Annotated in this window: 27 protein-coding genes and 1 pseudogene; 15 read left to right on the plus strand and 13 right to left on the minus strand. The window is 66.1% G+C overall.

What is annotated here, in order from left to right:
* The first annotated feature begins 16 nt into the window (after positions 1-16).
* Positions 17-436 (plus strand): hypothetical protein, encoded by a 420-nt coding sequence (locus tag GOALK_RS11970; protein WP_006359083.1) that lies wholly within the window; start codon positions 17-19, stop codon positions 434-436.
* Between the two features lie 92 nt (positions 437-528).
* Positions 529-1,032 (plus strand): nuclear transport factor 2 family protein, encoded by a 504-nt coding sequence (locus tag GOALK_RS11975; RefSeq protein ID WP_006359084.1) that lies wholly within the window; start codon positions 529-531, stop codon positions 1,030-1,032.
* 7 nt (positions 1,033-1,039) lie between these two features.
* On the opposite strand, the gene GOALK_RS24250 is transcribed toward GOALK_RS11975, so the two are convergent.
* The 3 genes from GOALK_RS24250 to GOALK_RS11985 all read right to left on the minus strand — a co-directional run bounded on the left by GOALK_RS24250 (position 1,040) and on the right by GOALK_RS11985 (position 2,234).
* The gene (locus GOALK_RS24250) at positions 1,040-1,279 is read right to left on the minus strand and encodes a hypothetical protein (protein ID WP_006359085.1); all 240 of its coding nucleotides are present in this window, start codon (positions 1,277-1,279) and stop codon (positions 1,040-1,042) included.
* A 114-nt stretch (positions 1,280-1,393) separates the two neighbouring features.
* Entirely contained in the window at positions 1,394-1,522 is a 129-nt protein-coding gene (locus tag GOALK_RS24255) for an SRPBCC family protein (RefSeq protein WP_232283168.1), read from the minus strand.
* A 31-nt stretch (positions 1,523-1,553) separates the two neighbouring features.
* The gene (locus tag GOALK_RS11985; protein WP_006359086.1) at positions 1,554-2,234 is read right to left on the minus strand and encodes a TetR/AcrR family transcriptional regulator; all 681 of its coding nucleotides are present in this window, start codon (positions 2,232-2,234) and stop codon (positions 1,554-1,556) included.
* 20 nt (positions 2,235-2,254) lie between these two features.
* Between GOALK_RS11985 and GOALK_RS11990 the strand changes: the two genes are divergently transcribed.
* Positions 2,255-2,542 carry a hypothetical protein gene (locus tag GOALK_RS11990; protein ID WP_006359087.1) on the plus strand — a complete coding sequence of 96 codons (288 nt, stop codon included), beginning with the start codon at positions 2,255-2,257 and terminating at the stop codon, positions 2,540-2,542.
* Positions 2,543-2,545: 3 nt separating this feature from the next.
* On the opposite strand, the gene GOALK_RS11995 is transcribed toward GOALK_RS11990, so the two are convergent.
* Positions 2,546-3,151 (minus strand): TetR/AcrR family transcriptional regulator, encoded by a 606-nt coding sequence (locus GOALK_RS11995; protein ID WP_006359088.1) that lies wholly within the window; start codon positions 3,149-3,151, stop codon positions 2,546-2,548.
* A gap of 598 nt (positions 3,152-3,749) precedes the next feature.
* On the opposite strand from GOALK_RS11995, the gene GOALK_RS12000 reads away from it, so the two are divergent.
* Genes GOALK_RS12000 through GOALK_RS12010 form a run of 3 tightly spaced genes read left to right on the plus strand, consistent with a single transcriptional unit; the run spans position 3,750 to position 8,506 of the window.
* Positions 3,750-4,985, plus strand: coding sequence for an ABC transporter substrate-binding protein (locus GOALK_RS12000; protein WP_006359089.1), 1,236 nt, complete (start codon positions 3,750-3,752; stop codon positions 4,983-4,985).
* 51 nt (positions 4,986-5,036) lie between these two features.
* On the plus strand, positions 5,037-7,787 hold the full coding sequence (locus tag GOALK_RS12005) for a branched-chain amino acid ABC transporter permease/ATP-binding protein (protein ID WP_006359090.1): 2,751 nt from the start codon (positions 5,037-5,039) through the stop codon (positions 7,785-7,787).
* Positions 7,784-8,506, plus strand: a complete 723-nt coding sequence (locus GOALK_RS12010; protein WP_006359091.1) for an ABC transporter ATP-binding protein — start codon at positions 7,784-7,786, stop codon at positions 8,504-8,506. The genes GOALK_RS12005 and GOALK_RS12010 overlap by 4 nt, the downstream gene beginning before the upstream one ends.
* Before the next feature lie 55 nt (positions 8,507-8,561).
* Here GOALK_RS12010 and GOALK_RS12015 read toward each other — a convergent pair whose 3' ends face one another.
* On the minus strand, positions 8,562-9,128 hold the full coding sequence (locus GOALK_RS12015; RefSeq protein WP_006359092.1) for a TetR/AcrR family transcriptional regulator: 567 nt from the start codon (positions 9,126-9,128) through the stop codon (positions 8,562-8,564).
* Positions 9,129-9,198: 70 nt separating this feature from the next.
* Between GOALK_RS12015 and GOALK_RS12020 the strand changes: the two genes are divergently transcribed.
* A complete protein-coding gene (locus GOALK_RS12020; protein WP_006359093.1) occupies positions 9,199-10,641 on the plus strand; it encodes a carotenoid oxygenase family protein in 1,443 nt (480 codons plus the stop codon).
* Positions 10,642-11,499: 858 nt separating this feature from the next.
* Here the strand turns inward: GOALK_RS12020 and GOALK_RS12030 are convergent.
* Positions 11,500-12,282 carry a FadR/GntR family transcriptional regulator gene (locus GOALK_RS12030; protein WP_006359094.1) on the minus strand — a complete coding sequence of 261 codons (783 nt, stop codon included), beginning with the start codon at positions 12,280-12,282 and terminating at the stop codon, positions 11,500-11,502.
* A 174-nt stretch (positions 12,283-12,456) separates the two neighbouring features.
* On the opposite strand from GOALK_RS12030, the gene GOALK_RS12035 reads away from it, so the two are divergent.
* Positions 12,457-12,765, plus strand: coding sequence for an ArsR/SmtB family transcription factor (locus GOALK_RS12035; protein ID WP_050918698.1), 309 nt, complete (start codon positions 12,457-12,459; stop codon positions 12,763-12,765).
* A gap of 1 nt (position 12,766) precedes the next feature.
* Complete coding sequence (locus GOALK_RS12040) at positions 12,767-13,162, plus strand: VOC family protein (RefSeq protein WP_006359096.1); 396 nt, start codon at positions 12,767-12,769, stop codon at positions 13,160-13,162.
* 15 nt (positions 13,163-13,177) lie between these two features.
* Here GOALK_RS12040 and GOALK_RS12045 read toward each other — a convergent pair whose 3' ends face one another.
* Positions 13,178-14,311, minus strand: coding sequence for a T6SS phospholipase effector Tle1-like catalytic domain-containing protein (locus GOALK_RS12045; RefSeq protein ID WP_006359097.1), 1,134 nt, complete (start codon positions 14,309-14,311; stop codon positions 13,178-13,180).
* Positions 14,312-14,406: 95 nt separating this feature from the next.
* Between GOALK_RS12045 and GOALK_RS12050 the strand changes: the two genes are divergently transcribed.
* From GOALK_RS12050 to fadD5 (GOALK_RS12070), 5 genes and pseudogenes are all read left to right on the plus strand, one after another.
* Complete coding sequence (locus GOALK_RS12050; protein ID WP_006359098.1) at positions 14,407-14,913, plus strand: M15 family metallopeptidase; 507 nt, start codon at positions 14,407-14,409, stop codon at positions 14,911-14,913.
* A gap of 92 nt (positions 14,914-15,005) precedes the next feature.
* Positions 15,006-15,383 (plus strand): YciI family protein, encoded by a 378-nt coding sequence (locus GOALK_RS12055; RefSeq protein ID WP_006359099.1) that lies wholly within the window; start codon positions 15,006-15,008, stop codon positions 15,381-15,383.
* Between the two features lie 10 nt (positions 15,384-15,393).
* Positions 15,394-16,641, plus strand: a complete 1,248-nt coding sequence (locus GOALK_RS12060; protein WP_006359100.1) for an RNA polymerase sigma factor — start codon at positions 15,394-15,396, stop codon at positions 16,639-16,641.
* Between the two features lie 181 nt (positions 16,642-16,822).
* A pseudogene (gene fadD5, locus GOALK_RS12065) lies at positions 16,823-18,426 on the plus strand (fatty-acid--CoA ligase FadD5).
* A 95-nt stretch (positions 18,427-18,521) separates the two neighbouring features.
* The gene (gene fadD5, locus GOALK_RS12070) at positions 18,522-20,129 is read left to right on the plus strand and encodes a fatty-acid--CoA ligase FadD5 (RefSeq protein WP_006359102.1); all 1,608 of its coding nucleotides are present in this window, start codon (positions 18,522-18,524) and stop codon (positions 20,127-20,129) included.
* 81 nt (positions 20,130-20,210) lie between these two features.
* Here fadD5 (GOALK_RS12070) and GOALK_RS12075 read toward each other — a convergent pair whose 3' ends face one another.
* From GOALK_RS12075 to GOALK_RS12100, 6 genes are all read right to left on the minus strand, one after another.
* Positions 20,211-20,906: a hypothetical protein gene (locus GOALK_RS12075; RefSeq protein ID WP_006359103.1), complete on the minus strand. Its 696-nt coding sequence runs from the start codon at positions 20,904-20,906 to the stop codon at positions 20,211-20,213.
* A 31-nt stretch (positions 20,907-20,937) separates the two neighbouring features.
* On the minus strand, positions 20,938-22,095 hold the full coding sequence (locus tag GOALK_RS12080; protein WP_006359104.1) for an FAD-dependent oxidoreductase: 1,158 nt from the start codon (positions 22,093-22,095) through the stop codon (positions 20,938-20,940).
* Positions 22,092-23,000, minus strand: coding sequence for a DUF1295 domain-containing protein (locus GOALK_RS12085; protein ID WP_006359105.1), 909 nt, complete (start codon positions 22,998-23,000; stop codon positions 22,092-22,094). Before GOALK_RS12085 ends, GOALK_RS12080 begins: the two co-directional genes overlap by 4 nt.
* Positions 23,001-23,026: 26 nt before the next feature.
* Complete coding sequence (locus GOALK_RS12090) at positions 23,027-23,503, minus strand: glutathione peroxidase (RefSeq protein ID WP_006359106.1); 477 nt, start codon at positions 23,501-23,503, stop codon at positions 23,027-23,029.
* A gap of 66 nt (positions 23,504-23,569) precedes the next feature.
* Positions 23,570-24,286: a ferredoxin reductase gene (locus tag GOALK_RS12095; RefSeq protein WP_006359107.1), complete on the minus strand. Its 717-nt coding sequence runs from the start codon at positions 24,284-24,286 to the stop codon at positions 23,570-23,572.
* Positions 24,283-24,879 carry a sulfite oxidase-like oxidoreductase gene (locus GOALK_RS12100; RefSeq protein ID WP_006359108.1) on the minus strand — a complete coding sequence of 199 codons (597 nt, stop codon included), beginning with the start codon at positions 24,877-24,879 and terminating at the stop codon, positions 24,283-24,285. The genes GOALK_RS12095 and GOALK_RS12100 overlap by 4 nt, the downstream gene beginning before the upstream one ends.
* 81 nt (positions 24,880-24,960) lie before the next feature.
* Here GOALK_RS12100 and GOALK_RS12105 point away from each other — a divergent pair, with 81 nt between their 5' ends.
* Positions 24,961-25,164, plus strand: coding sequence for a hypervirulence associated TUDOR domain-containing protein (locus tag GOALK_RS12105; protein WP_006359109.1), 204 nt, complete (start codon positions 24,961-24,963; stop codon positions 25,162-25,164).
* Positions 25,165-25,192 lie beyond the last annotated feature (28 nt).

Genomic DNA, 25,192 nt, shown 5'->3' on the forward strand with positions numbered 1-25,192 from the left:
GAACAGGATCGAACGGGTGAACAGAGAATTATGTGAGCTTTCCAGGACCGCACTGATCTATTTCTTTGAGACGTACTCAGAGTCGACCGTCATCTATCTTGAGTTGCCTGACACACCAAACTGGAAGGCTCTCGACAATTACTTCTATCTTGGAGATGTTCAGGTCATTGACGACACATCAGTTCGTGCCGACCTTGGCTACAGTTGGAGTGTTTCGCTCACGCCTTCCAAGGTAGAAATCGGTAGCGACTTGTTCGATTTGACCATCTCAGGAACCGACCTACACCTGGAGTCATCAACAATCCACCGGGTGTATCGCGAAGGTTGGGTTCGCTTCTTCGTCATTCCGAACACAGACATCACCAATGCCGCACGGGACGCGCATGGCACAAATCTACGCGAACTTCAGTCAGAGATCTCTGACGGCGAGGATTGATGCTCCGGCCAAGCGCCATACATGAACCCATTGTCCTCAGTCCGCTGCGTCGGAATCGCCCACCGGAACAGACGGGACCCTATGGTGACAACATGAAGCCCGACCGCACTGACCGCCTCGACAACCTTGTCCGCATCGAATCCATCAAGCAACTCAAGCACCGCTACTGGCGCGCGTGCGATGCCAAGGACGTCAACGGCTTTCGCAGGTGTTTCATTACCCAGGGAGCACGCGTCGACTACGGCCCGCTGGGCACCTTCGACGATGCGGAGCCGATGGCGAAGATTTTCGAGCAGGTCGCTCTCCACAAGGTCGACGGACAGTACGTCATCTTCGACATGCACCACGGCTTCCATCCCGACATAACCCTGACGTCGGAGACCACGGCGACCGGGCGCTGGACCCTGAAGTTCCGACAGGTGAATCTGATCGACCGCACCGAGACGGTCATGACGGGGGAGTACGACGACGAGTACGTCGTCGAGGACGACGAGTGGAGGATGGCTGCCAGCACCCTCACCGAACGGTGGTCTCTCCGACGACCACTCGATGACGACGCCACGGTGCATGCGGGGACGTTCGCCGACCCGGCCTGAACAGGCCTCAGGCCGGTTGCCGGACCATCACCGCCAGCCGCTCGAGGGTCTCCGTCATACCCTGTCGCAGATCGGTCTTGCGGTCTTTGAGTCCGTAGAGTGTGCCGATCAGGAACCACCCGAAGGCATTGAGCGGCTTGGTCACTTCGTACGATTCAGTGACGGTCGTGCCGGTGGCGTCGGGCTCGAACTGGTAGCCCCACCGCAGGATCCCGCCGATCCACTCCGTCCGTTCGAAGGCGAACACACGCCCACGATCTGCGACCGTGATAACGGGTTTGTTGAACCAGTCCGGTCCGCGGCCGGCGCTGTTGCGGGCCCGGAATCGCGCTCCGACGGCGGGACTGGTCGCCCCGTCGAGTCACCTCACATCCGCTATCTCCGAGGACAACTCGGGTGTGCGCGTGACGTCGGAGACGATGTCGTACAACTCTTCGGGGCTCGCGTCGATGTGGCGCGACACCGAGTCGCTGGTGAGATCCTGACGCATGATGGTCCTTCCTGAGTGCCCCGAGGCTCGCTCAGGGCGAATAGTGACGCACCCGCATCTGCAGGGCGTCATCGAGTAGTCCTGTGTACGAACCGGTTTCGTAGGTCGCTCCCGGCTCATTCGACATCTGTTGCGAACCGATGCCCGAGACGACCGACGTGAGGAGGCGCAGGGCATCCTCGGAATCGACACCGGGGCTCAATTCACCGCGTGCGACAGCAGTCGCCAGATCCTCACGAGCCTGATCGACGATCGCCCGCGCCGGAGCGAACGCCGCCTCGCTCGGCTCGAAACCGGGAACCGGTCGCCAGAACAACAGCGCCGCCAGGCCCGGTTCGGTCATCGACCAGCGGATGATCGCCCGTGACTGTTCGAGCAGTTGATCCAACCCGGGCTCACGGCTGAGTCGTGCGTCATCGACGTACCGACTCAGCTCGACATTTCCCATCTCGAACAGCCTGTCGTACAGGGCATTCAGCGACGGGAAGTACTTGTAGAGCGACGGGGGGCGCATCTGCATGCGTCGGGCGATCTCGGAGATGGAGACTGCTCCCACACCCTGCTCGTCGATGATGTTGCGAGCGTGGCCGAGTGCCTCATCGATCGTCGACTGCCGACGATCGGTCCTGCGCGCTGAGCTATAGGCTGTAGCCACAGCTACAGGGCATAGCTGTTGCCGGCCGGAGACAATGCCTACGCCGCAGAAACTCATGTTCGTGGCACCGTGGAACCATGACCAACCCCCAGCACACGCCCGACGGCCACTACGTGGTGATCAACGGCCGCAAGTGGCGTGCGACGGATCCGCTCATCCCGGACGAACGACGGTCCGAACTCCAGTCGATCCTGATGGCGTGGCGACGGGATGTGAAACGCACGAAGGGTGCACCGGAATCCCGTGCGGGCGTCCAGGCTGCGAAAGTCGCCTTGGGGGAGCGTGGCACTCCTTGGTGGGAGCAGACCGACGACGAGCGTCGTGTGCGCTGGGAAACCGAGGTGCCGCGACCGGGCGACGGGTGACCCTCAGCGCGGAACGATCGATTCGGCCGCGTATCGCCCTGCGCGTTCAAAGGTTTCGGTGATGTCGAGGTCGGGGTCGATCCGCCAGTAGCGCATCGTCGACAGGTAGATCGCCGCCACCATCTGGGCCAGGAACTCCACCGGATGATCGGTGCGCAGATCGCCTTGTTCCAGGCCGGGCTCCAACAGGCGCCGCACCTGCGCGGTGAACAGGTGGCTGCGCTCGCTCAGTCCCTCCGACGCCGTCGCCAGTCGCTCGATCTCCCCGGTCACAACACGCATGTAGTCGGGATCGGCCATCGACGACTGGGCGAAGTCGATGAAGACTCCGACCACCCGGTCGTGGGTGCTGACCGGCCGTCGCAGCATCGAGTCGACGACCCGCCCGAAGACGCCCATGAGTTCGGCGTACAGCGCACTGACGAGGTCGTCCTTGCTGGGGAAGTAGTTGAAGAAGGTTGCCCGGGAGACCTCGGCGCGTTCCGCGATCTCCTCGACGGTCGCATCGGTGCCTCGCGTCGCGAGAAGTTCACGAGCGGCGGAAAGCAGCCGATCGCGCGTCTGCTGCTTGTTCCGTTCACGACGTCCGACGTGCGCAACCTCGGTCATCGGTGTGCCTCCGTCGGGTCGTCGAGCGGCCGGGTGGCGCCCTAGGGACCAATTCTTACATTCGGCCACCGATTTCTGGATGGTGGTCTAACTTTTGCCTTGAAGTCCAGTGTGATGTGGGACACGGTGACCTCGATACGCGGCGTCCTCGCTGCGCTCGGTCGACGCTACTCGGCCAGCGGGGTGGGGCGGCGGTGGTGATCGCGATTGCTGCCACTCGGCCGGCAGGGTGGAGCGGCGGTGGTGATCCCGGTTGCTGCCACTCGACCGGCAGGGCTAGGGCGGCGGTGATCGTGTCGCTCGGCTAGCGGGGGCGGGGTGGCAGCCTCGCGGGAATCAGGTGACGCCACTCGGACGGAATGACGTGTGCCGGCACTGGCCACCCGGTCGACAGGGGTGGCGTCAGTTGTCGTGTTTGTCGTACGCGCGCATCTGTAAAACACTGTGCTGCACTAGAACTGAAGCCCACCGCACTTTCCCGAAAGCACTCATACCCGACATCATCCGGGTTTACAGTCACCACGACGCCGACCACAGTTCACCTCCTGCTCGCGCAACATCATCAGGCGGGCGTCAACTCCTATCGAAGGGATCGCAGTTGAAATCACCAGTTGCACTCAAACGCGTCGCACGTACGACCGCCGTCCTCGGCTGCGCGAGCGTCCTGACTCTCGGCGCCCTCACGGCCTGCGCCGACGACAGTTCCGAGAGTTCGAGCGCCGGGGAGACCAGCTCGCTGCCCAGCAACGCGGCAACCGGCGACCCGATCAAGATCGGCTTCATCACGCCCGAAGGCGGTGCGGTGACGACGCCGATGGTGCGCGAAGGTGGCGAAGCGGCCGTCGAGTACCTCAACAACAACGGTGGCGGAATCGGCGGGCACAAGATCGACCTCGTGGTGTGCAAGCAGCAGGAGGAGCCCGCCTCGGCGACCAAGTGCGCCAACCAGATGGTTGAGGAGAAGGTTTCGGTCGTCGTGTCGCCGCTTGGTGCTCAGGGTGCCGTGATGCTGCCGATCGTCGCCGGCGCCGGGATCCCCTACGTCGCTCAGGCTCCGGTCTCGCAGGCCGAGATGGCCACACCCGGCTCGTTCATGCTCTCCGGCGGCATCGTCGCGGTGCTCGCCGGCCAGGCCGCCACCGCTGCCAAGGACGGCCTCAAGAAGGTCACCCTCATCATCGGCGACTCCGGCGACGCCGCCGCGTCCGTCAAAGCTCTTGGTGATCCGATGTTCCAGCGCGCCGGCGTGGCACTCAACGTCGTCACGATCCCGACCGGCGCCGCCGACGTGACCCCGCAGATCACCGCCGGTCTCGCCGACAACCCCGACGCCGTCAGCATCCTCGGCGACACCCGCCAGTGCATCTCGGTGCTCAAGACTCTGCAGACCGTCGCACCAGACGCCAAGAAGTACCTGATTGCCAGCTGCCTCGACAAGCCTGTCCTCGACGCCGTCGGCAACGAGGCCGTCGCCGGATCCAAGGCGTTCACCACCGTCAACCTCAGCTCCGACGACCCGAGCGTCACCCAGTATCGCAGCGTCATGGCGCAGTACGCCCCCGACACCGATCCCGCCGGCCTGGCCTACATCGGCTACCAGGTCGTCGCCGCACTCGGTGAACTCAACGGCCTCGAGGGAGCCGTCGACGCCCAGACGTTCAAGAACGCGCTGTCCGAGGCCAAGGACGTTCCGCTCCCTGCCGCCCCGGGCATCACGTTCACCTGCAACGGCCAAGCCTTCCCGCCGCTGACGTCCCTGTGCAGCAAGGCGATCCTGGTCAGCGACGTGACCTCGGACGCCAAGCTCGAGAACACCGTCGTCACCAACAACTGATTCCGACCAGATCGGGGCCACACTCCGGCGTGGCCCCGATCGAGGAGTTCCATGACTGACCATCTAGCGTTCCTGGTTCTCGGCCTCGGCAACGGGGCCGTCTTCGCCGCACTCGGTCTTGCCCTGGTGATGACCTTCAAGAGCTCCGGCGTGGTCAACTTCGCCACCGGCGCGGTGGCCCTGTACGCCGCCTACACCTACGCTTTCCTGCGTCAGGGTGAACTCCTCAACCCCATACCCGGCTTCCCGACGACCATCTCGCTGGGTTCGGATGTGGGAGTCGCTGTCGCCGTGCTGATCTCCGTGGTGATCGCCGCGATCCTCGGCATCATCCTCTACCTGCTCGTCTTCCGGCCGATGCGCGCCGCACCGGCTCTGGCCAAGGCGGTCGCGGCGATCGGGCTGATGCTGGTCATCCAGGCGCTCATCGCCCTGCGCGTGGGGGAGAACACCCCCAGCGTCGGCCCGATCTTCAAGGTCGACACCTTCAAGATCGGCTCCAGTGCGGTGCCCACCGACCGGCTGCTGCTCGCCGTCGTCATCGTCGGGCTCGCCATCTGCGCCGGACTCGTGTTGCGCTACACCCGCTTCGGCGTCGCTACAGAGGCGGCCGCCGAATCCGAGAAGGGTGCACTCGTCACCGGTCTCTCCCCGGACCGTATCGCCATCGCCAACTGGGCATTGTCATCGGCGACCGCAGGCCTGGGCGGCGTGCTCATCGCCCCGATCGTGCCCCTCAATCCGGTCGCCTACACGATGTTCATCGTGCCGGCACTGGCCGCGGCGCTGGTCGGCAACTTCACCGCGATCTCGGTGACGGTCGGCGCGGGACTCGTCATCGGCATGCTCCAGTCGGAGGCCACCAAACTCCAGGCGACGTGGGACTGGATGCCCGACGCCGGTGTGGCCGAGGCGGTTCCGCTGATCCTCATCGTCGGGTTCCTCCTCCTCCGCGGTCAACCGCTGCCCGGACGCGGCGCGGTCATCCGCCAGGACCTCGGCCGCTCACCTCGTCCCGAACATCTGCTGGTCCCCGGGATCATCGGCGTCGTCGTCGCCGTCATCGCCCTGCTCGCCACGTCCGGCTCTCTCCGCCTGGCGGTGATCGCCACGATGATCTACGGGATCATCGCGCTCTCCCAGGTCGTGGTCACCGGGTACGCCGGGCAGGTGTCGCTGGCCCAACTGACCCTGGCGGGCGTCGGAGCGTACGCGCTGAGCAGGCTGACCGAGAATCTGAACCTCCCGTTCCCGCTCGCACCTCTCCTCGCCGCCTGCGCTGCGATGGTCATCGGCGTGATCGTGGGGCTGCCGGCCCTCCGAGTGCGTGGCCTGCCGCTCATGGTCGCGACCCTCGCCCTGGCGGTCTTCTGCGAGGCATTCTGGTTCCGCAACCCGTCCCTGAACGGCGGTCTGCAAGGCGCACCGGTCGATTCGCCGTCGATCTTCGGCATCGACCTCGGCATCGGTGCGGGCGAGGGCTATCCGCGTCTCGCGTTCGGCATCCTGTGCCTCGTCGTCCTGACGGTCGTCGCCTACGGCGTCGCGGCGCTGCGACGAAGTGGACTGGGCGCGTCGATGCTCGCGGTCCGCGCCAACGAACGGTCCGCGGCCGCAGCCGGTATCAACGTCGGCGTTACCAAACTGTTCGCCTTCGCGATCGCCTCCTTCCTGGCCGGACTCGGGGGCGCGCTGCTCGCGTATCAGCAGACCCTGGCCACCGCCGGGGCATACGCCGTGTTCGCCGGCATCGGCCTGTTCGCGGTGACCTATGTCGCGGGCGTCACCTCGATCTCCGGGGCGATCCTGGCCGGCGTCATCGCACCCGGCGGCGTGATGTACTTCGCCGTCGACAAGTACGCATCCTTCGGCGACTACTACATGCTCGTCAGCGGAATCCTGTTGGTGCTCACCGTCGTCACCAACCCCGACGGCCTGGTCGGCTATCTCCACAAGTTGCCGTACCCGGGTCGACGCACCGCACGGCCCGCCGCCGAGCAACCGGTGGAACCACCTGCAACGCCGGTTGCCGATACACCCGCGCCGCCAACCGGCTCGGTCATCCTCTCCGTCCGCGACGTCACCGTTCGCTACGGCGCCGTCACCGCAGTCCGCGACGTCGGCTTCGACGTCCGGGCCGGCGAGATCGTGGGACTGATCGGACCGAACGGTGCCGGCAAGACCACGTTGATCGACGCCATCAGCGGCTTCGCACCTGCCGACGGCACGGTGTCGCTCGACGGCGCGTCCATCGACGGTCTGGCGCCACACCGTCGCAGCCGCGCGGGACTCGGCCGCACCTTCCAGGACATCGAGCTCTACGGCGAACTGTCGGTGGCCGAGAACCTGGCCATCGCGGCACAGCGCGCACCCGGCGACACGTCGGACAACGTGCGAAAGGTGTTGCAGATGCTCGAGATCGATCACCTTTGCGAGGTCCCGGCCGCCGACCTCTCACAGGGACAGCGCCAGTTGGTCGCGGTCGCACGGGTGCTCGCCGGTCAACCGAGGGTCGCGCTCCTCGACGAGCCGGCGGCCGGACTCGACAGCACCGAGAGCCGATGGCTGGGTGACCGGTTGAGAGCGGCTCGCGCACATGGGGTCTCGATGGTCCTTGTCGATCACGACATGGACCTCGTGCTGAGCCTCTGCGATCGGGTGATCGTGCTCGACCTCGGCGCCGTTATCGCCGACGGCACCCCCGATGAGATACGCACGTCACCGGCCGTCGTCGGGGCCTATCTGGGCACCCCGTCGTCGGCGATGGCAGCTGAACCCGAACCAATGAAGGAGATGTCGTGACGGTGCTGGAATGCCACGGCCTCGACGCCGGATACAGCCGAGGGAACCCGTGTGTTCACGGCCTCGAGCTGTCCGTGAACGCGGGTGAGATCGTCGCCCTGCTGGGACCGAACGGTGCCGGGAAGACAACTCTGCTGACGACCCTGGCAGGATTGATGCCGCGTCTCGGTGGTGAGGTCACGGTCGCCGGACAGTCGGTGCGTCCGGGCGACGCGCGCGCGGCGGTCCGTGCCGGACTTGTCCTCGTGCCCGACGACCGGGCGCTGTTCCGCCGCCTGACCACCCGACAGAACCTGCACCTGGCAACACGTCTGCGGGGACGGGCGCGTGCTGAGGCCGTCGACAACGTGCTCGGCCACTTCCCGTCGCTGACCAAACGACTGACGGTGGCGGCCGGGGACCTGTCCGGCGGAGAGCAGCAGATGCTGGCCATCGCCCGTGCACTGCTGCAGAACCCGAAGGTGCTGCTGATCGACGAACTGAGCATGGGCCTCGCACCCATCGTCGTCGAATCGATCCTGCCCGTTCTGCGCGACGTCGCCGATACCGAGAAGACCGCGGTGATCCTCGTCGAACAGCACGTGCGGCTGGCTCTCGGCATCGCCGACCGTGCCGTGGTCCTTGTCCATGGCGAAGTCGGCCTGGAGGATTCGGCCTCGGCGCTCGCGACCGACATCGAGCGGATCGAGGAGGCCTACCTTGGGACGGCACGCGCGTAGACGCCCACGGAAGCGCGTCGCCGACTCGTCGACCGTCGCGCCAGAGGGCCTCGGCTCAGGCGGTGTCGGACTGCGGCCGGTAGATCGCATCGGTGATCCGGTTGGCGATGTCGGCGTGGGTGAGAAACCGGGCGGGGGACAGGAGCTCGGCGCACACGGCGCTGACCATGAACTCGACGGCGGCCTCGGGACTGGGGGACAGGTATCGGGCAACCGGTGATTCGGTGATGAACGCCAGCGCGCGGTCGGTGACGATGTCGATCAGTGTCGGGTGGCCCTCGCGCCGGATCAGCCAGGGGGTCAACGACGCCGCGTCGTACCGTAGAGCGGCCTGGACCAGCTCGTTGTTGGCGTTGTAGTCGAGCACCTCGCGGACGAGCATGTAGATCGTGTCCCGCGGATCGTCGGCAAACCGCAGACGGCTCAACATGACCCGCTCGAGCGCGTCGAGCTCCGAAGAGACGATGGCCGAGAGCAACTGGTCGCGCGAGGCGTACCGGCGATAGATGGTGGCCCGGCTGATGCCGGCCTCCTTCGCCACGGCGGCCAGGGTCAGCGCACCGACACCGACACGACGGGCCACGGCCCGGGCCGCACCTGTGAGATCCTCGCCGCTCGACATCCCGCCATCCTAGATCACCCCATGTGAAACACCCTTGCGGAATTTGTCTCAAGCGTGAGACTCTTGAGCCATGTCTGTATCAGTCCCGACCCGGGCGCCTTCACGTGAGACCGGTGGAGAATCCCCGTGGGATTCTCAGCACGAAGAGTTCGACTACGAGATCGACGACATCGAGGGTCAGATCCCGTCCTCCCTGCGTGGCGTCCTCTTCCGCATCGGACCCGGTCGCTTCGAGATCGGTGGACATCCGATGACCCACATCTTCGACGGCGACGGCATGGTGTCCCGTTTCGACATCTCGCCCGACTGCGTCCACTACCGCAATCGTTATGTCCGTACACGTAGCTTCAAGCGCGCCAACGAGACCCAACTGCCGCCGAAAGGGTTCAACACCCAACGCGTCGGCGGGCCGCTGGCCAACGCGCTGAAGTTTCCCGAGAATCTCTCCAACACCAGCGTTCTCGTCCACGACGACGTGCTCTACACGCTGTGGGAAGGCGGACGACCGCACCGCCTCGACGCCGAGACGCTCGAGACGTACGGCAGCGAATCCTTCGACGGCGCCCTCAAACGCATCGGTGCGTTCTCCGCACACCCCAAGATCGACCCGAACACCGGTGACGTCTTCAACTTCGGACTCGACTTCTTCCCGCGGCCGATGATCCGCTGCTACCGGCTCGACAAGTCCAAACGCCTGCACAACGTCGGCACGGTGCCGATCCCCAAGCTCGGTTTCGTGCACGACTTCGCGCTCACCGAACGTCACCTGGTCTTCGTGCTCGGACCGCTGGTCGTCAGCCGGCCCATCCCGGTCGCATTGGGGATGCGCCCGTTCGGTGAGGCGCTCTCGTACAAACCGGAGTTGGGCACGACCATCGTCCTCGTACCGCGTGACGGTGGGAAGGCCACACGCATCGAGACGGATTCGCTGTTCCACTTCCATGTGGCGAACGCCTACGAAGCCGGACCCGAGACCGTCGTCGACATCGTCGCCCACGACGCGACCGGCGGATGGACGCAGTGGAACAACTACCTGTGCAACTTCCGCGACAAGGCCGGACCCGCATTCGGCGGAACCCTCACCAGGCTGCGGATCAACCGCAACACCGAAGCCGTTGTGCGTGATCCGCTCAACGAACTCGGATGCGAGTTCCCGCAGGTGGATTCGCGGTTCGTGACCACCGCTCACCGCTACACGTACTTGGCGGAGGCCGCCGTACGCGGGGGCGACCCTGATTCGATCACGACCGTCGACACGACGACCGGAGCGCAGGATCGCTACACCACGCCGGGCAACACCGTGTGCGAGCCCCTGTTCGCCGAGGATCCCGAGAACCCGGGCGAGGGTCGCGGCTGGTTGCTCAGCCTCGAACACCGGCCGTCGGACAAGCGATCCCGGTTGATCGTGTTGAACGCCGAACGCCCGAGCGCGGGCCCGGTCGCCATCGCCACGCTCCGGCATCACGTGCCGATGACGTTTCATGGGGCGTACAAGGCGGCCACGTCGGAATAGTCCGATGCACTTGGGGATACCACTCCTGATGTCTGAGGTGCGAGGAGCGTGAGCGACGAGCCACCGAAAACCTGGTGAGGTACGGTCGCCGGCCCTTCGTGGCTCCTCGCTATCGCTCGTCGCACCTCAGGGAGCGAGTGGGGTTGCCGGACTTCGTTCGTCGCACCTCAGGGAGCGAGTGGGGTTGCCGGACTTCGTTCGTCGCACCTCAGGGAGCGAGTGGGGTTGCCGGACTTCGTTCGTCGCACCTCAGGGAGCGAGTGGGGTTGCCGGACTTCGTTCGTCGCACCGCAGGGAGCGAGTGGGCCTACATCCGTCGAAATGAAGTCGCGGGCGACTTCGATGCGGCTCAACGACTTCGATCGAGGTCGTGCAGCCGGGTTGAGTTCGCACGCGACATCAATCCGGGTGCGCGCCGCTACCCCTCGAGATAACTCGCGCGCGGCTTTCATCGCTTCGATCCGGCGTCGTAACAACTGTTCCGCGGCGTTCCGGTCGTAGTCGCATTCCCAGGTGATGTTGTCGACTCCCACCGCGTAGCGGTGTCGATGCCGTGCTGGTCTTCGATGAAGCACCCGAACATGTGCTTGCGAAACAGATCCGACAGTCGGACCGTCTGATTGATGAGCTTGTCCAGCGACCAGGCGCACGACACGTTCTCGGTCAGCGTCGACCGTCGACGAGGATCGCGGCCACCTTGATGTCACGGTGTGTGACCAAGGATTGCGGCGGGGGTGGCCCCCGGACGACGCCGGTAACCCTCGAACATGATGAGCGGGAGCGACGCGGACGCAAGATGATCTCGCCGGGCCGACCGTCGCGGCACCTCGTCGCCCTGGTCGTCGACAATGGCGGGCTTCAGTCCATCACGTCCCGGACACGGGTGGTCTCGTGTCCGGCGAGGAGCGCCTGGTTGGAGTTCTTCATGTGACGCTGCCAGTGGGCTGCGGCCTCGGCGCCGTCGCCGGCGCGGACGAGGTCGACGAGCTTCTGGTAGGAGCGGATGAGCTTGGTGTACTGCGCGCGCGGCATCGGGTCGTCGTCGATGGTGTTGGCGATGTGGCGCTCGGCGATCTCGCTGAGCATGCCCGCGATCATTTCCATTGCCGAGTTGCCGGACAGCTCGACAATGCGGCGGTGGAACCAGACCGATGCCTGGGCCATGGTGCCGTTCTCGAAGGCCTCGTCGAGTTCGTTGTCGATGATCGCCTGGAGTTCGTCGAACGCATTGGTGTCACCGGTCTCCGCGAGCATCTCCGCGGCTGCGGGTTCGATGACCTCGCGGGCCCGCATGACTTCGGCGACCGTGGTCCCGGACAGCTCCAGCAACAGTCCTGCCGGACGCGCGACGATCTCGGGGCCGGGGACACGGATCCGGGCACCAGTACGCGAACCGCGACGCACCTCGACCAGCCGCTCGGACTCGAGGACGCGGACCGCTTCACGCAGCGTCGGGCGGCTCACCTGGAAGTGCGCCATGAGATCGGCTTCGTGCGGGAGGAAATCGCCGTCCTTGAGCCGACCGTCGACGATCATCCGACGCAGGGTGCGTGCCACCAGCTCAGCGGTCTTGGGGGACCGGATCGCACCGCTCGTGGTCGCGGGGACCATCATGGGAGCCAGGTTGACGGGCTTGGTCATGAGTACCTTCCTCGTGCTTGACCACCGACGCTCCCGAGGTGAGGGCGGCGGCCGAACCGGATCTGATCCCCGGGCCGATCTGATACACCCAGTTGTCAAACCCAGTGATACAAGTCGATTCTACGCAACCGCGGCGAGCTGGTCGGCGACAGAACCGATCGCAGCATCGTTGACATGCAAGCGTGCGCTTGCCTATCGTCAGGTGTGGCAGACGTATTCCATGCTCTCGACGATCCGACGCGGCGTGCGATCCTCGACGAACTCGCCGACCGTGACGGTCAGACGCTGTTCGAGATCTGCGGACGACTCACCACGAAGCGGGGCTTGAGCCTGACCCGCCAGGCCATCTCGCAGCATCTGGGCGTTCTCGAGGCCGCCGGGCTGGTTCACACAGCGAAGCGCGGACGCGCCAAGTTCCACTACTTTGATCCGGCACCACTGGCGGACATCGCCAGACGGTGGCCGGTGACACGAAAGGCATGACATGAGAATCACGTTGACCTCGATCTTCGTCGACGACCAGCGCAAGGCGCTGAGTTTCTACACCGACGTACTGGGCTTCACCAAACATCACGACATCCCGATGGGGGAGAACACGTGGTGGCTCACCGTGAAGTCGCCCGAAGCGCCCGAGAGCGCCGAACTCCTACTGGAGCCGGCCGGGCATCCGGCGGTGAAGCCCTACCGGGATGCGCTCGTCGAAGACGGGATCCCGTTGGCGCAGTTCACCGTCGACGACGTCGAGGCCGAGTACCGGCGACTCAGGGAACAAGGCGTCGTCTTCACCCAGGAACCGACCGACATCGGCACTGCGGTGGTGGCCGTCTTCGACGACACCTGCGGAAACCTGATCCAGATCGCCGCGATCAAGGACGCCTGATCGGCATCCGCGCGGTCACACCCCGACGAGCGGCTTGGTCAGCGGCGGGATCTCGACGACCCGTGCTCGCAGCGCGTCGGGGTCGCCCTGGAACGTGGCAACCCACCATCCGATGTTCGGCGCCTTCCGTCGCCGACCGTCTTGATCGGACTCCCACCGGGTCAGCGCGGGTTCGGCAATCAGCAGCGGGGTCGCCGGGTCCTTCTCGATCTCGAGCCGGCGTCGCTGGAGTCGGTGGCGAATGGTGGTGCCGTGCAGTCGGAATGGCCCGATCGCGAGTTTGGCCAGGTTGACGATCTGATATGCGGCGTTCATCGACTTGTTCGCGGCATAACGGGGGAGCGTCGGATCGACGGGCTGCCGGATGGCGGTGAAGCGGTCGTAGGAGAACTCGAGGCCACGCAGGCTCGCCTCCCACACCATCCAGGCAAGGGTGAGTTCGGACGGTTCGACAACTTCCAGCCCACCGCCGATGTCGGAGTGGACACCCTCGAACCAGACCTGTTTCACGTCCGTCTGCGTGTTGTCGGCCTTTTCCCAGACACACGGATCGAAGGTCAGCCGGCACTCGTCGATTGCCAGCGCCTGCCGGGCGACCTCGACCCGCTTCCCGAGGTTCACGTCGTGGAACTTGTGTTTGTGCCGGGTGATGCCGGGTACGCCGAGGGCGCCGACGGTGTCGAACACTCCGATGAAGGCGACCGGGACCTCGCGACCGAGCGGAGCGTGTCTTTCCTTGTCCCGGTACAGCTGCAGGGCTTTCTCGAACAGGTTGCTCGTGGGGTCCTCGGCCAGCTGGCGTGGCGTGATCAGACCGACCTTGCCGATCATCCCGGCCAGACTCCTCGCGGTGTAAGCGCCCCGACTGAATCCGAACACGAAGATCTCGTCATCGGGCTCGTAGTTGAGGACGAGAAAGCGGTACGCATCGAGAAGATTCGCGTCCAGACCACGACCGAAGGCGCCCCCGAAGACGCGGTCGGACCACGAGGAACCCGTACCGACACCGTTGACGTAGTGGACGAGTTGGACCGCGCCGTCGGCGGCGTCGGTCTTCACGGCGCGAGCGATCTTCTCCACGTTGGAGATCCGCGGATCCTTGGCCGATTTCCAGGTGCCATCGCAGCAGATGATCAGTCGTTTCCTCATGTCGGCCCCCTTGGCTTCGACGGCTCCGACACATCGACGGTAACGCCGCAGACCGGTACCCGCAGCCCGGGTCAGTCGTACGGTTTACTGGTCTGATGAGCAACCTCGCGTCTCGACTGATGGGCGCCGCACTCGCCGCAGGCGCCGCCGCGTCTGCCGTGCTCGGAGTCGGTTCGGCGGCGGCAGCGCCCACGGTCCTTGCCCCAGGGACACAAGGCCTGGCTCCCGGCCTCGCCGTGTCGTACACGCTCGCCTCGAACGAGGCTCGGACGCAGGGTGTTCCGATCTGGATCACCTCGGGGAAGCGGTCGGATGCCGAGCAACGGCAGCTCTGGCGGAACGCGATCGCCACCTATGGCAGTCCCGAGGCCGCCAGACGCTGGGTCCTGCCCGCCGAAGAGTCACCGCACGTTCGCGGCGAGGCGGTCGACGTCGGCCCGTGGGACGGTGCGGCCTGGCTCGAACGCAACGGTCACCGGTGGGGGCTGTGCCGGACCTTCGTCAACGAGTGGTGGCATTTCGAACTCGCGACCACACCGGGGACTCCGTGTCCGCCGATGTGGCCGGATGCCGCGGTCCGGGCGGATCGGCGCGGAATCTGATCGAACGGTCGTAGGCTGTCGATCGACGGGTCGCACGCTCGTCATCTCCTCACACGGACCGAGAGCCGGTCCTGGTGATCAGGAGGTCGACCATGCACTACTCAATCTTGTTGCACTACCCCGAGCACGACGCCTCGACGCTCGGCGAGGAAGCCATCCAGGCCGGGCAGGCCGCATTCTCGGCGTACACCCGTGCGCTGCAGGACGCCGGAGTCCTCGTGACTGCCGAAGTGCTACGGCATTCGTCCGCCACCACGACGATCCGGAAGGTCGGCGGCGAGCTCGTCGTCCAGGACGGGCCCTTCGCAGACACCAAGGAGCAACTCGGCGGAACGATCGTCATCGATGTCGATGACCTGGATGCCGCCATCGACTGGGCAAGTCAGGCGCCTCCGATCGACTGGGGTGTCATCGAGATCCGTCCCGGTGCCACTTACACCGTGAACGGGGCCTGGACCCCCAACGGATGATGCCGTACCGATGACCAGGGACGGGGCGCACGCCGCCGCCGATCATGCCGCACGCGAGTCGTATTCGCGGCTGGTAGCGCTTCTCGCCGCCGCATCCGGCGACCTCGCACTCGCCGAGGACGCGTTGTCGACCGCCTTCGAACGCGCGCTGAGCACGTGGCCCGAGCACGGCACGCCGGAGAAACCGACCGCGTGGCTGCTATCCGTTGCCCGCAACCACCAGCGTGATGTCTGGAAATCCGCCGCATACCGGAAGTCGGTCGACTTCGACGATCGGGCCGACAACGTCGGGGAGGCAGTAGTGACACCCATCGACGACCTCGACCCCGATGCGATCGGCGACAAACGACTCGAGCTGCTGTTCACGTGTGCACACCCGGCGATCGACCCGGCCATCCGGACACCGCTGATGTTGCAGGCGGTGCTCGGATTCGAGGCAGCCGATGTCGCCGCGGCGTTCGCGGTGGCCCCCGCGACGATGGCGCAACGTCTCGTACGCGCGAAGCGACGTATCCGGGACGCCCGCATCCCGTTCGTCGTTCCCGGCCGCGCGGCCATGCCGGCACGTCTGTCCGCCGTTCTCGAGGCGATCTACGGGTGCTTCGCAATCGCCTGGGACGATCCGGCCGGCTCCGGTACCGACGCCGTCGACTCGATGGCCGGGGAGGCGCTGTATCTGGCGGTGACGCTCGCCGACCTCCTCGATGATGAGCCCGAGGCGTGGGGCCTGGCCGCTCTCATCGCCCTCTCGTCGGCACGCGTCCCTGCCCGCACCGGATCGTTCGTCCCGCTGGAGGAACAGGACCCAGAACTGTGGAACGGAGACCTGATCCGCGACGGCGAAGCGATGCTCCGGCGTGCCGCCGCCCTCGGCGCTCCGATGGGACGGTTCCAGCTCGAGGCCGCGATGCAGTCGGTTCACAACGACCGCGCACGCACCGGCGTCGTCGACTGGGACGCTCTGCGGACATTGTCGGCCGCCCTCGTCATCGTCACCCCGACCGTGGGTGCACAGGTGGCTCACGCCGCGATCGTGGGGCGCGCGGGGTCACCAGCCGAAGGTCTGGCTCTGCTCGACCGACTCGAAGCAGAGCACGATCTCGACGACTTCCAGCCGTTTCACGCCACACGAGCGGATCTCCTCTCCCGCACCGGGTCTGCGGCGGCCGCACGGCACCACTTCGAGCGTGCCGCAGTGCTGTCGCGTGACCCGCGTGTCCGCGACTGGTTACGCCGCCGTGTGGACCACGTGTGCTGATGCGATTCACGCCGCAGCGGACGCCGGCGCAACGGACGAGGCCGGGGTCATAGGAGTCGACTAACCCTGCCATAGGTGCAAATCATCGGCCGCACAGCGCTTTCCGCAGGCTCACGGCCTAGGGTGATGACTCGGAACGACAAGTCGGACAACGGGTGTCCGCCACCGTAGGGAGGCCGTAATGACCGCAATCGCCGAGGCCATCACCGACCTGACCTCCGAGCCCTATCGCTCACGCCGCAATCACTGGAACAACCAGGTCTGCCGGCACGCGCTGATGACCCCCGCCGAGCCCGCGATCACCTACCTCGACGAGACCCGCACGTGGAAGCAGATCGAGGACCGGTCCCGTGCCTTCGCCGCGGCGTTGAGTCGACGCGGTGTGGGATTCGGCGACCGGGTCATGATGGCGCTGCTCAACCGCACCGAATACGCCGAGGCGATTCTGGGAGCGACCCTGATCGGGGCGATCGCGGTGCCCGTCAACATCCGCATGAGTCCCGCCGAGCTCGCCTACCTCATGACCGACAGCGGCGCGGCCGTCGTCGTCACAGAGACGGCGCTGACCGGCGTCGTCGATGCCGCACGCGCCCTGGACGGCGGCACGAACACGGTGATCGTCGTCGGCGAGAGCGACACACCCGAACATCTCTCGTTCGAGGACCTCGTCGCCGAGGACCCGTCGGACCTTCCGCTGGTAGACGTCCCCGAGGACGCCGTCGCGATCATCATGTACACCTCGGGCACCACCGGCCGGCCCAAGGGCGCGATGCTCACCCATCAGAACTTCCAGTCGCAGGCCGTCACGTCGATCTCCACCACGAATCCACGGACCGGTGACGTGGCGTCGATCGTCCCGCCGATGTTCCACATCGCCGGCCTCGCCACCTTCGCGATGGTCTTCTACCGCGGCATCCGCGCGGTCATCCATCCGCTCGGTTCCTTCGACCCCGACGCCATGCTCGACACCCTCGAGCGGGAGGGATCGACCTCGGTGTTCATGGTGCCCGCGCAGTGGCAGGCGGTCTGCGCCGCGCAACGGGCGCGCCCCCGGGAACTCCGGTTGCGTCACCTCAGCTGGGGCGGGGCCCCGGCGTCGGACACCGTCCTCGACGCCATCAACGAAACGTTCCCCGGAGTTCTCAACATGACGTCGTTCGGGCAAACCGAGATGTCGCCGGTGACCTGCATCCTGGAGGGCAAGGACGCCCTGCGGAAGATCGGATCGATCGGCAAGGTGGTGCCCGCGGTGACCGCGCGCATCGTCGACCCGCTGATGAACGACGTCGCGCCCGGCGAGGTGGGGGAGATCGTCTATCGCGGCCCGACCCTGATGAAGGGGTACTGGAACAAGCCTGAGGAGACCGCCGAGGCGTTCCGCGGCGGCTGGTTCCACTCCGGCGACCTGGTCCGCCAAGACGAGGACGGATTCCTCTTCGTGGTCGACCGCGCCAAGGACATGGTGATCTCCGGCGGCGAGAACATCTACTGCGCCGAGGTCGAGAACGTCCTCTACGGCCACCCGAGTGTCGCCGAAGCCGCGGTCATCGGCCGGGCGGACCAGAAATGGGGCGAGGTGCCCGTCGCCGTCGTCGTCCTCGCCGAGGGCGTCGGCAATCTGACCCTGGCCCAGCTGGAGCCTCATCTGAACGAGCACCTGGCGCGGTTCAAGCACCCAAAGACCTCGTCATCGTCGGCGAACTGCCGCGCAACGCCGGGGGCAAGGTCACGAAACCCGTGCTGCGCCAGCGCTTCGGCAGCAAGGACGCCGGTCTGTCCGACTGACCCGGCGAAATCTCGCGAGCTACCCGGTGAGTCTGCGTAGGGTGTGACGCAGACAACAATGTCGACCATCGCACGATCGACACGGGAGCCAGTGAATGACTGCAACCACCGAAGCCGCCGCCGACCTGACCACCGAGCCCTACCGGTCACGCCGCAACCACTGGAACAACCAGGTTCACCGACATGCGCTGATGACGCCGGACAACGTGGCGATCACCTACCTGGACAAGTCCACGACGTGGAAGCAACTCGATGACCGGTCACGGGCGTTCGGTACGGCGCTCAGCCGACTCGGTGTGCAGTTCGGCGATCGCATCCTGATGGTGCTGCTCAACCGGACCGAATACGTCGAGGCCGTCCTGGGTGCGACGCTGATCGGCGCCATCCCGGTTCCGGTGAACATCCGGATGAGCCCGGCCGAGGTCGCCTACCTCGTCGCCGACAGCGGCGCCAAAGTCATCGTGACCGAGAAGCTCCTCGCGCCGCTGGCCGATGCCGTGAGTGCGTCCACCGGCGGGATCGACACCCTGATCGTCGCCGACGGCAGCGAGAACCCGCAGCATCTGGAGTACGAAGGCCTCCTCGCCGAGGGCGACGCGGACCTGCCGGCGGTCGATGTCCCCGAAGACACCGTCGCGGCGATCATGTACACCTCGGGCACCACCGGAAAGCCCAAGGGCGCCATGCTGACCCACCAGAACTTCCATGCGCAGGCGGTGACCACGATGGCCACCACCGCGTCGGCCGATGCCGACGACGTGGCGTCGGTGGTCCCGCCGATGTTCCACATCGCCGGCCTGGCCGCGTTCGCCCCGGTCTTCTACCGCGGCATCCGCGCCGTCATCCACCCGCTCGGCGCCTTCGACCCCGACGCCATGCTCGACACCCTCGAAAGAGAAGGCACCACCTCGGTGTTCATGGTGCCCGCCCAGTGGCAAGCGGTGTGCGCAGCCCAGAAGGCGCGACCGCGAAAGCTCCGCCTGCGCAACATCAGCTGGGGTGCCGCCCCGGCGTCGGACACCGTCCTCAACGCGATGGGCGAGGCCTTCCCCGACGCGCTCAACATGACCGCGTTCGGACAGACCGAGATGTCCCCGGTGACGACGATCCTGGAGGGGAAGGACGCACTGCGCAAACAGGGTTCGATCGGCAAGGTGGTGCCCGCGGTGACCGCGCGAATCGTCGACCCGCTGATGAACGACGTGAAGCCCGGCGAGGTGGGGGAGATCGTCTACCGCGGGCCCAACCTGATGAAGGGCTACTGGAACAAGCCCGAAGCCACCGCGGAAGCGTTCCGCGGCGGCTGGTTCCATTCCGGCGATCTCGTGCGCGAGGACGAGGACGGGTTTCTCTACGTCGTCGACCGCGCGAAGGACATGATCATCTCCGGCGGCGAGAACATCTACTGCGCCGAGGTCGAGAACGTCCTCTACGGCCACCCGGCGATCATGGAGGCCGCCATCATCGGTCGCGCACACGAGAAGTGGGGCGAGGTGCCGGTCGCCGTCGTGGTCCTGGCCGACGGCGTCACCGATCTGACCCTGGCCGACCTGGAGGCCCACCTCAACGAGAACCTGGCACGGTTCAAGCACCCCAAGGATCTCGTCATCATCGACGAGCTTCCGCGCAACGCGGGTGGCAAGGTCGTGAAGCCGAAACTGCGCGAGACCTATGGCAGCAAGGATGCCGGGCTGGCCGACTGACCACAATCGCCCTCGAACGATCAACCCGCCGCCTCGAAGAGGTGGCGGGTTGATCTTGTCAGCGGCGGGTCAGCCCGACCATCACTTCTTCTTCTTGTCTTTCTTGGGGCGGGTCGCCGCGAGCTCCCGGCCACGCCGCCGGTAGCGCCAGATGAACCAGCCGACGGCGATCGCGAGGATGACGCCGATGATCACGCCCCACGCGGTGGCGGCGCGGAAACCGGGTGCGTCGACGTCGAAGATGCGTTCACCCGCGTGTGCACCGTTGCCGCCGCCGATGACGACGGTCAGCGTCAGCAGGTTGGGGATCGCCACGATGACGCCGACCACGGCGAACGCGATGGCGGGGACATTTCGCATGCGGCTGCGACTCAGGAACGCGAACGTGAACAGCAGCAGCGGCACGAAGGTGCAGACGACACCGAGGACGAGGCCGGTCCAGACACCGCTGGCCATCGACCCGTCGACCCGGCGACCGATCTGTCCGGCCCACCACCGCGGCAGGAACGCCTCGAGGATGAAGTACGTGATCACCAGCAGGGCGGCGATGATCAGGCCGATCACGACCTTCTTGACGATCGTGTTCGCACGTTCGGCAGCCGTCGGTTTCAGTGACGTGTCGGTCGTCCCCGGCGTAGCCGGCGGTGTCGAGCCTGCCGTCGTACCCGGCAGTGTCGAGCCTGCCGGTGTCGACGCGGGCGGGACCGGCGAGGTGTGCGACCCGGGCGGCGGACCGGCCGGATCTGACGAATGGGCCGAGAACTGCTCGTTACTCATGAGGCCGAGTGTAGGCGCGAAAGATGACCTTTCAGGTGCGACGCCGCCGAGGATCGGCAGACGTCGGCGGACCGGTGTCGCGAATCCCGCCGTAGATTCCACGCCGCACGACCCACGGCTGCAGCACCGCGTCCACCGACCATGCGGGAAATCGGAATGCCCGGCCGTTCGGCGCGAACACCTGGAGGCCGTCGTGCTGCGCGCCGAGAACCGATCCCCACCGTCGCCGGGGTGGCACATAGCTCCGCGCACGGTCGGGGCGACCCGACAGGTCCCCGCGGATGTTGTGGGCGAGAATCCGGTCGGCTCGGTTGCGAGCCGAGCTCCGGAGTGCGTCGGTCGCGGCGATGTCCCCGACGGCATAGACGAACCCGTGTCCGGGCACCCGCAGTTCCGGTGTCACGCGCACGAACCCGCCCGGATCGAGGAGGTCCGGTGGCAGCCACTCCGAGTTCGGTATCACCCGACCGATCGCCCAGAGCACCGCGTCCGCCCGCACCGGCTCCTGCCCGGTGGTCCAGCGCACGGGTCCGCTGGTGATCTCGTCGCAGGCGAAGCCATCTGGTACCTGCGCGCGGTGTCCGCCATGCACTCCTACGCCGAGCCCGCGCAGCCGCGTCGACACGTTCTGCCAGGTTCGCCGGTGGTGACGGGGTAGCGCGCGGTCGCCGGGGTGGTAGAGCTCGATCCGCTTGCCCGGCCACGTCGCGGCCAGGTTCGCCGCCGCGCTCACCGCGGCGGCACCGCCGCCGATCACCGCGATCGAATCCGCCTCCGCCAGGCGGTGATGCGCTGCGGCGAGGTCCCGGTCGACGTCGGCAGGAGACTGTAGGACCGGGCGCCGCCAGAAGCCGTTGCGGACCCCGGTTGCGATGACCAGGGCGTCGAACGGTTCGACGTGCTCGGTTCCGTCGGCGTCGGTGACCGTGACCGTTCGTCCGTCGAGATCGGCCGCGGTCAGTGATCCGTGGACCGTGCGGACGCGGTCCAGCTTGCGGAACCGATCGAATGGGATCCGGTAGTCGCGGGCCCAGGTGTCGGGTCGGCTGAGGCGGAGTCCGAGTTCTTGACCGCTGACCAGCCCGGGCTTCGACGAGATCCCGACGACGTCGGCGTGCCCGGACAGATGGATCGCGGTGAGGATTCCTGTGTCACCGAGGCCGGCGATGACGACGCGGGGTCGGGTCATCCGGGGACGTGCTCGGTCGATTGCGGTGGTCGGGCACCGCGCGGCGGGCGGGGTACGAACAGCGATACCCGGTCGACGACATCGGCGTAACCGGGACGTCGAGACAGGCTGCGCTGCTCCATCATCGGAATGCTGGCGCCGAGGAACATCGCCAGCATCACCACGACACCCAGGAGCAACCACCACCAGTCAGAGGGTGATGCGGCGATGCCGAACAAGGCCATCGCAACCCAGAAGGAGAACTCGCCGAAGTAGTTCGGGTGTCGGGACCACGACCACACACCGGTGTCCAGGACCGCTCCCGGTGTGCGTTGTGCCGTGAAACGACGCAACTGGGCGTCGGCGGCCGATTCGAGGCCGATGGCGGCGAACCCCACGGCCGCGGCCAGTGCGGTCAGCCAGACGATCGTCGAATCCGAATGGGTCACCGCGACATACACCGGGACCATGCCCAGGAACACCTGGATGGTGGGAATGACGTGGATGGCGAACAGGTCGACGACGATCGCGGCACCACCGGCGCGCTGCTTGAGCAGTCCGTACCGCCAGTCCTCGTGGTCCAGACCCGGCCACCCGGTCGCCCAGTTGGCGGTCAGCCTGATCGCCCAGATCCCGACGACGACGGCGATGACCCAGCAGTGCACGGCATCGACGCCGACATCGCCTGCAGCCCACCAGTACACGAGCAGCACGGGCGGAATGACGCTCCAGTAGGCGTCGTACATGCTCGAGTTCGAGTACCAGCGGCTGAAGCCGAAGATCACAAGAGTCGCCCAGAGGTCGGCGACGAGGGTGTCGAGCCACAGATGACCGGTGTCGGGTCCCGACCACAGCCACGCGGCGGCGACCCCCAGTGCCACCACGTAGGCGATGACAACACGCACGAACGACGCTGTCCGGCTCACGGTGTCTCGTCCCTACCGTCGGCGGATCACAGTTGTTTCTCGATGGACCCGACCAGTTTCTCGGGTTTGGTGGCCGGTGCGAATCGTTCGACGACGACACCGTCGCGATTGACCAGGAACTTGGTGAAGTTCCACTTGATCCGCCCGCCGAACACCCCCGACTTCTGCGTGCGCAGCCACTCGAAGAGAGGGTGGGCGTCGGGTCCGTTCACGTCGACCTTCGCAAACATCGGGAACGTGACGTCGTAGGTCAGCGAGCAGAAGTTCTTGATCTCTTCTTCGTTGCCGGGCTCCTGATGGGCGAACTGGTCGCACGGGAAGCCGAGGACCCGCAATCCCTGATCCTGGTAGTCGCGATGCAGCGTCTCGAGCCCTTGGTATTGCGGCGTGAAGCCGCACTTCGACGCGGTGTTCACGATCAGCAATGGGTCGCCCCGGAACGTCGAGAGGTCGACGGGGTTGCCGTCGATCCCGGTCGCGGTGAAGTCATACGCGGAAGTCATGTCGCCACGCTACTTCCGGTCGGCCCAGAACAGCACGCATTGAACCGAACCCGCAGGCTACGAGCGTCAGTCGCCGAATCGTTCGGTACGGATCCGGGCTGGGTCGTGGCCGGCGTCGACCATCCACGTCGCACAGCCCTCGACGAACCTGTTCGGTCCGCAGATGTAGACGGTCGGCGACTTCGACGGGTTCATGGTGAGCGCGGCCAGCTCTTCCGAGTCGAGGCGCCCTGCTGGTCTCTGCGAACCTGCGGGTGCGACGCGTGTATGGACCAGATGGAGATCCATGCGGCGGTGCTCCAGGAGCTGCCGGATCTCGTCGCGGTAGTAGACGCGTTCGGGGCTGCGCACCGAGTAGACCAGGGAGAAGGGCGTGAGCGGTGCGTCGACCTCGCGGCTCCGGATCATCGACATGAGTGGCGCGACCCCGGATCCGCCGCCGATCAGCTGCACCGGGCGGTCGTCGCCGGAGGCCCAGGTGAAGTACCAGCCGTGTGGGCCGCTGATCTCCAGCGGGTCGCCGACCTCCACGACGTCGACCAGGTAGGGGGACACCTCGCCGTCGTCGAGACGTTCGACGGTGACCTCGATCGATCGGGTCTCCCGGGCGTCCGACACCGAGTAGGTGCGGGCGGTGGAGTAGCCGTCCTCTGCGGTGAGTCGGATGTCGACATGCTGGCCGGGTAGCACGAGGACGGGTTCGGGGAGAGCCAGCCGCAGGGTGCGTGCGGACGGGGTGATGTCGACGACGGAGGTGACCGTGGTGAGCAGCCAATCGGTCACGAGTACCGCTGCTCACGCCAGGGGTCGCCGTACATGTGATACCCGCGTTCCTCCCAGAAACCCGGCGTGTCGTCGGGCATGAACCGAAGGCGCCGAACCCATTTCGCGCTCTTCCAGAAATACAGGTGGGGGACCAGAAGCCGGGCGGGCCCGCCGTGTTCGGGTGCCAGGGGCTCGCCGTCGTAGGTGTCGGCGATCCAGCCCTGTCCGCCGGTCAGGTCGGCGAGCGGGACGTTGGTGGTGTACCCGCCGTGGCAATGCGCCATGACGTACGGTGCCGGTTCGAAGGGCAGCGCACCGACCAGGGTGTCGAAGGAAACCCCGCGCCAGCGCGTCGCGAACTTCGACCACCTTGTGACGCAATGGATGTCGGTCGTGATCTCCTCGTGGGACAGCGCCTGGAACTGTTCCCAGGTGAACGTCGTCGCACGGTGTTCGGCGGACTGCACGGCGAGCGACCATTTGTCCAGGGGCACCGATGGAGTGGGCTCGGCCGACAACACCGGGAAATCGAGGGTCGTGTACTGGCCCGGTGGAAGGCGGCGGGCATCGCGGTCGCGGCGGCCCACGAAGCCTCGGTTGACGATCGCCATGGTCGCGGAGTCTACGCGCAGCTGAACGGGACGGCTGTGTGGCGAGGTTTGGCGGAACATCGACCGTGGGCATTCCGGGACATGGCGATCAACAAGAACGACACCGTCCGCTGGAACACCTCGCAGGGTCAGACCGAGGGGACCGCGGAGGAGAAGCGAACCAAGGAGTTCACGTTCGAGGGGCAGAAATTCAAAGCCAGTGAGGACGAACCCTATTGGATCGTGAAGTCGTCGAAGACGGGCGCCAAGGCAGCCCACAAGGAGTCGTCATTGAGCAAGAAGTAGACGGTGCGATACCGCCGAACGTGCGGTT

This window comes from Gordonia alkanivorans NBRC 16433 (assembly GCF_000225505.1).
Lineage (GTDB): Bacteria > Actinomycetota > Actinomycetes > Mycobacteriales > Mycobacteriaceae > Gordonia > Gordonia alkanivorans.

Bases quoted from the DNA above. Each gene is read 5' to 3' on its own strand.
- GOALK_RS11975 (WP_006359084.1), top strand. From the start codon at position 529: ATGAAGCCCGACCGCACTGACCGCCTCGACAACCTTGTCCGCATCGAA.
- GOALK_RS24255 (WP_232283168.1), bottom strand. From the start codon at position 1,522: ATGCGTCAGGATCTCACCAGCGACTCGGTGTCGCGCCACATCGACGCG.
- GOALK_RS11985 (WP_006359086.1), bottom strand. From the start codon at position 2,234: ATGAGTTTCTGCGGCGTAGGCATTGTCTCCGGCCGGCAACAGCTATGC.
- GOALK_RS11990 (WP_006359087.1), top strand. From the start codon at position 2,255: ATGACCAACCCCCAGCACACGCCCGACGGCCACTACGTGGTGATCAAC.
- GOALK_RS11995 (WP_006359088.1), bottom strand. From the start codon at position 3,151: ATGACCGAGGTTGCGCACGTCGGACGTCGTGAACGGAACAAGCAGCAG.
- GOALK_RS12005 (WP_006359090.1), top strand. From the start codon at position 5,037: ATGACTGACCATCTAGCGTTCCTGGTTCTCGGCCTCGGCAACGGGGCC.
- GOALK_RS12015 (WP_006359092.1), bottom strand. From the start codon at position 9,128: ATGTCGAGCGGCGAGGATCTCACAGGTGCGGCCCGGGCCGTGGCCCGT.
- GOALK_RS12020 (WP_006359093.1), top strand. From the start codon at position 9,199: ATGTCTGTATCAGTCCCGACCCGGGCGCCTTCACGTGAGACCGGTGGA.
- GOALK_RS12030 (WP_006359094.1), bottom strand. From the start codon at position 12,282: ATGACCAAGCCCGTCAACCTGGCTCCCATGATGGTCCCCGCGACCACG.
- GOALK_RS12035 (WP_050918698.1), top strand. From the start codon at position 12,457: ATGCAAGCGTGCGCTTGCCTATCGTCAGGTGTGGCAGACGTATTCCAT.
- GOALK_RS12040 (WP_006359096.1), top strand. From the start codon at position 12,767: ATGAGAATCACGTTGACCTCGATCTTCGTCGACGACCAGCGCAAGGCG.
- GOALK_RS12045 (WP_006359097.1), bottom strand. From the start codon at position 14,311: ATGAGGAAACGACTGATCATCTGCTGCGATGGCACCTGGAAATCGGCC.
- GOALK_RS12050 (WP_006359098.1), top strand. From the start codon at position 14,407: ATGAGCAACCTCGCGTCTCGACTGATGGGCGCCGCACTCGCCGCAGGC.
- GOALK_RS12055 (WP_006359099.1), top strand. From the start codon at position 15,006: ATGCACTACTCAATCTTGTTGCACTACCCCGAGCACGACGCCTCGACG.
- GOALK_RS12060 (WP_006359100.1), top strand. From the start codon at position 15,394: ATGACCAGGGACGGGGCGCACGCCGCCGCCGATCATGCCGCACGCGAG.
- fadD5 (WP_006359102.1), top strand. From the start codon at position 18,522: ATGACTGCAACCACCGAAGCCGCCGCCGACCTGACCACCGAGCCCTAC.
- GOALK_RS12075 (WP_006359103.1), bottom strand. From the start codon at position 20,906: ATGAGTAACGAGCAGTTCTCGGCCCATTCGTCAGATCCGGCCGGTCCG.
- GOALK_RS12080 (WP_006359104.1), bottom strand. From the start codon at position 22,095: ATGACCCGACCCCGCGTCGTCATCGCCGGCCTCGGTGACACAGGAATC.
- GOALK_RS12090 (WP_006359106.1), bottom strand. From the start codon at position 23,503: ATGACTTCCGCGTATGACTTCACCGCGACCGGGATCGACGGCAACCCC.
- GOALK_RS12100 (WP_006359108.1), bottom strand. From the start codon at position 24,879: ATGGCGATCGTCAACCGAGGCTTCGTGGGCCGCCGCGACCGCGATGCC.
- GOALK_RS12105 (WP_006359109.1), top strand. From the start codon at position 24,961: ATGGCGATCAACAAGAACGACACCGTCCGCTGGAACACCTCGCAGGGT.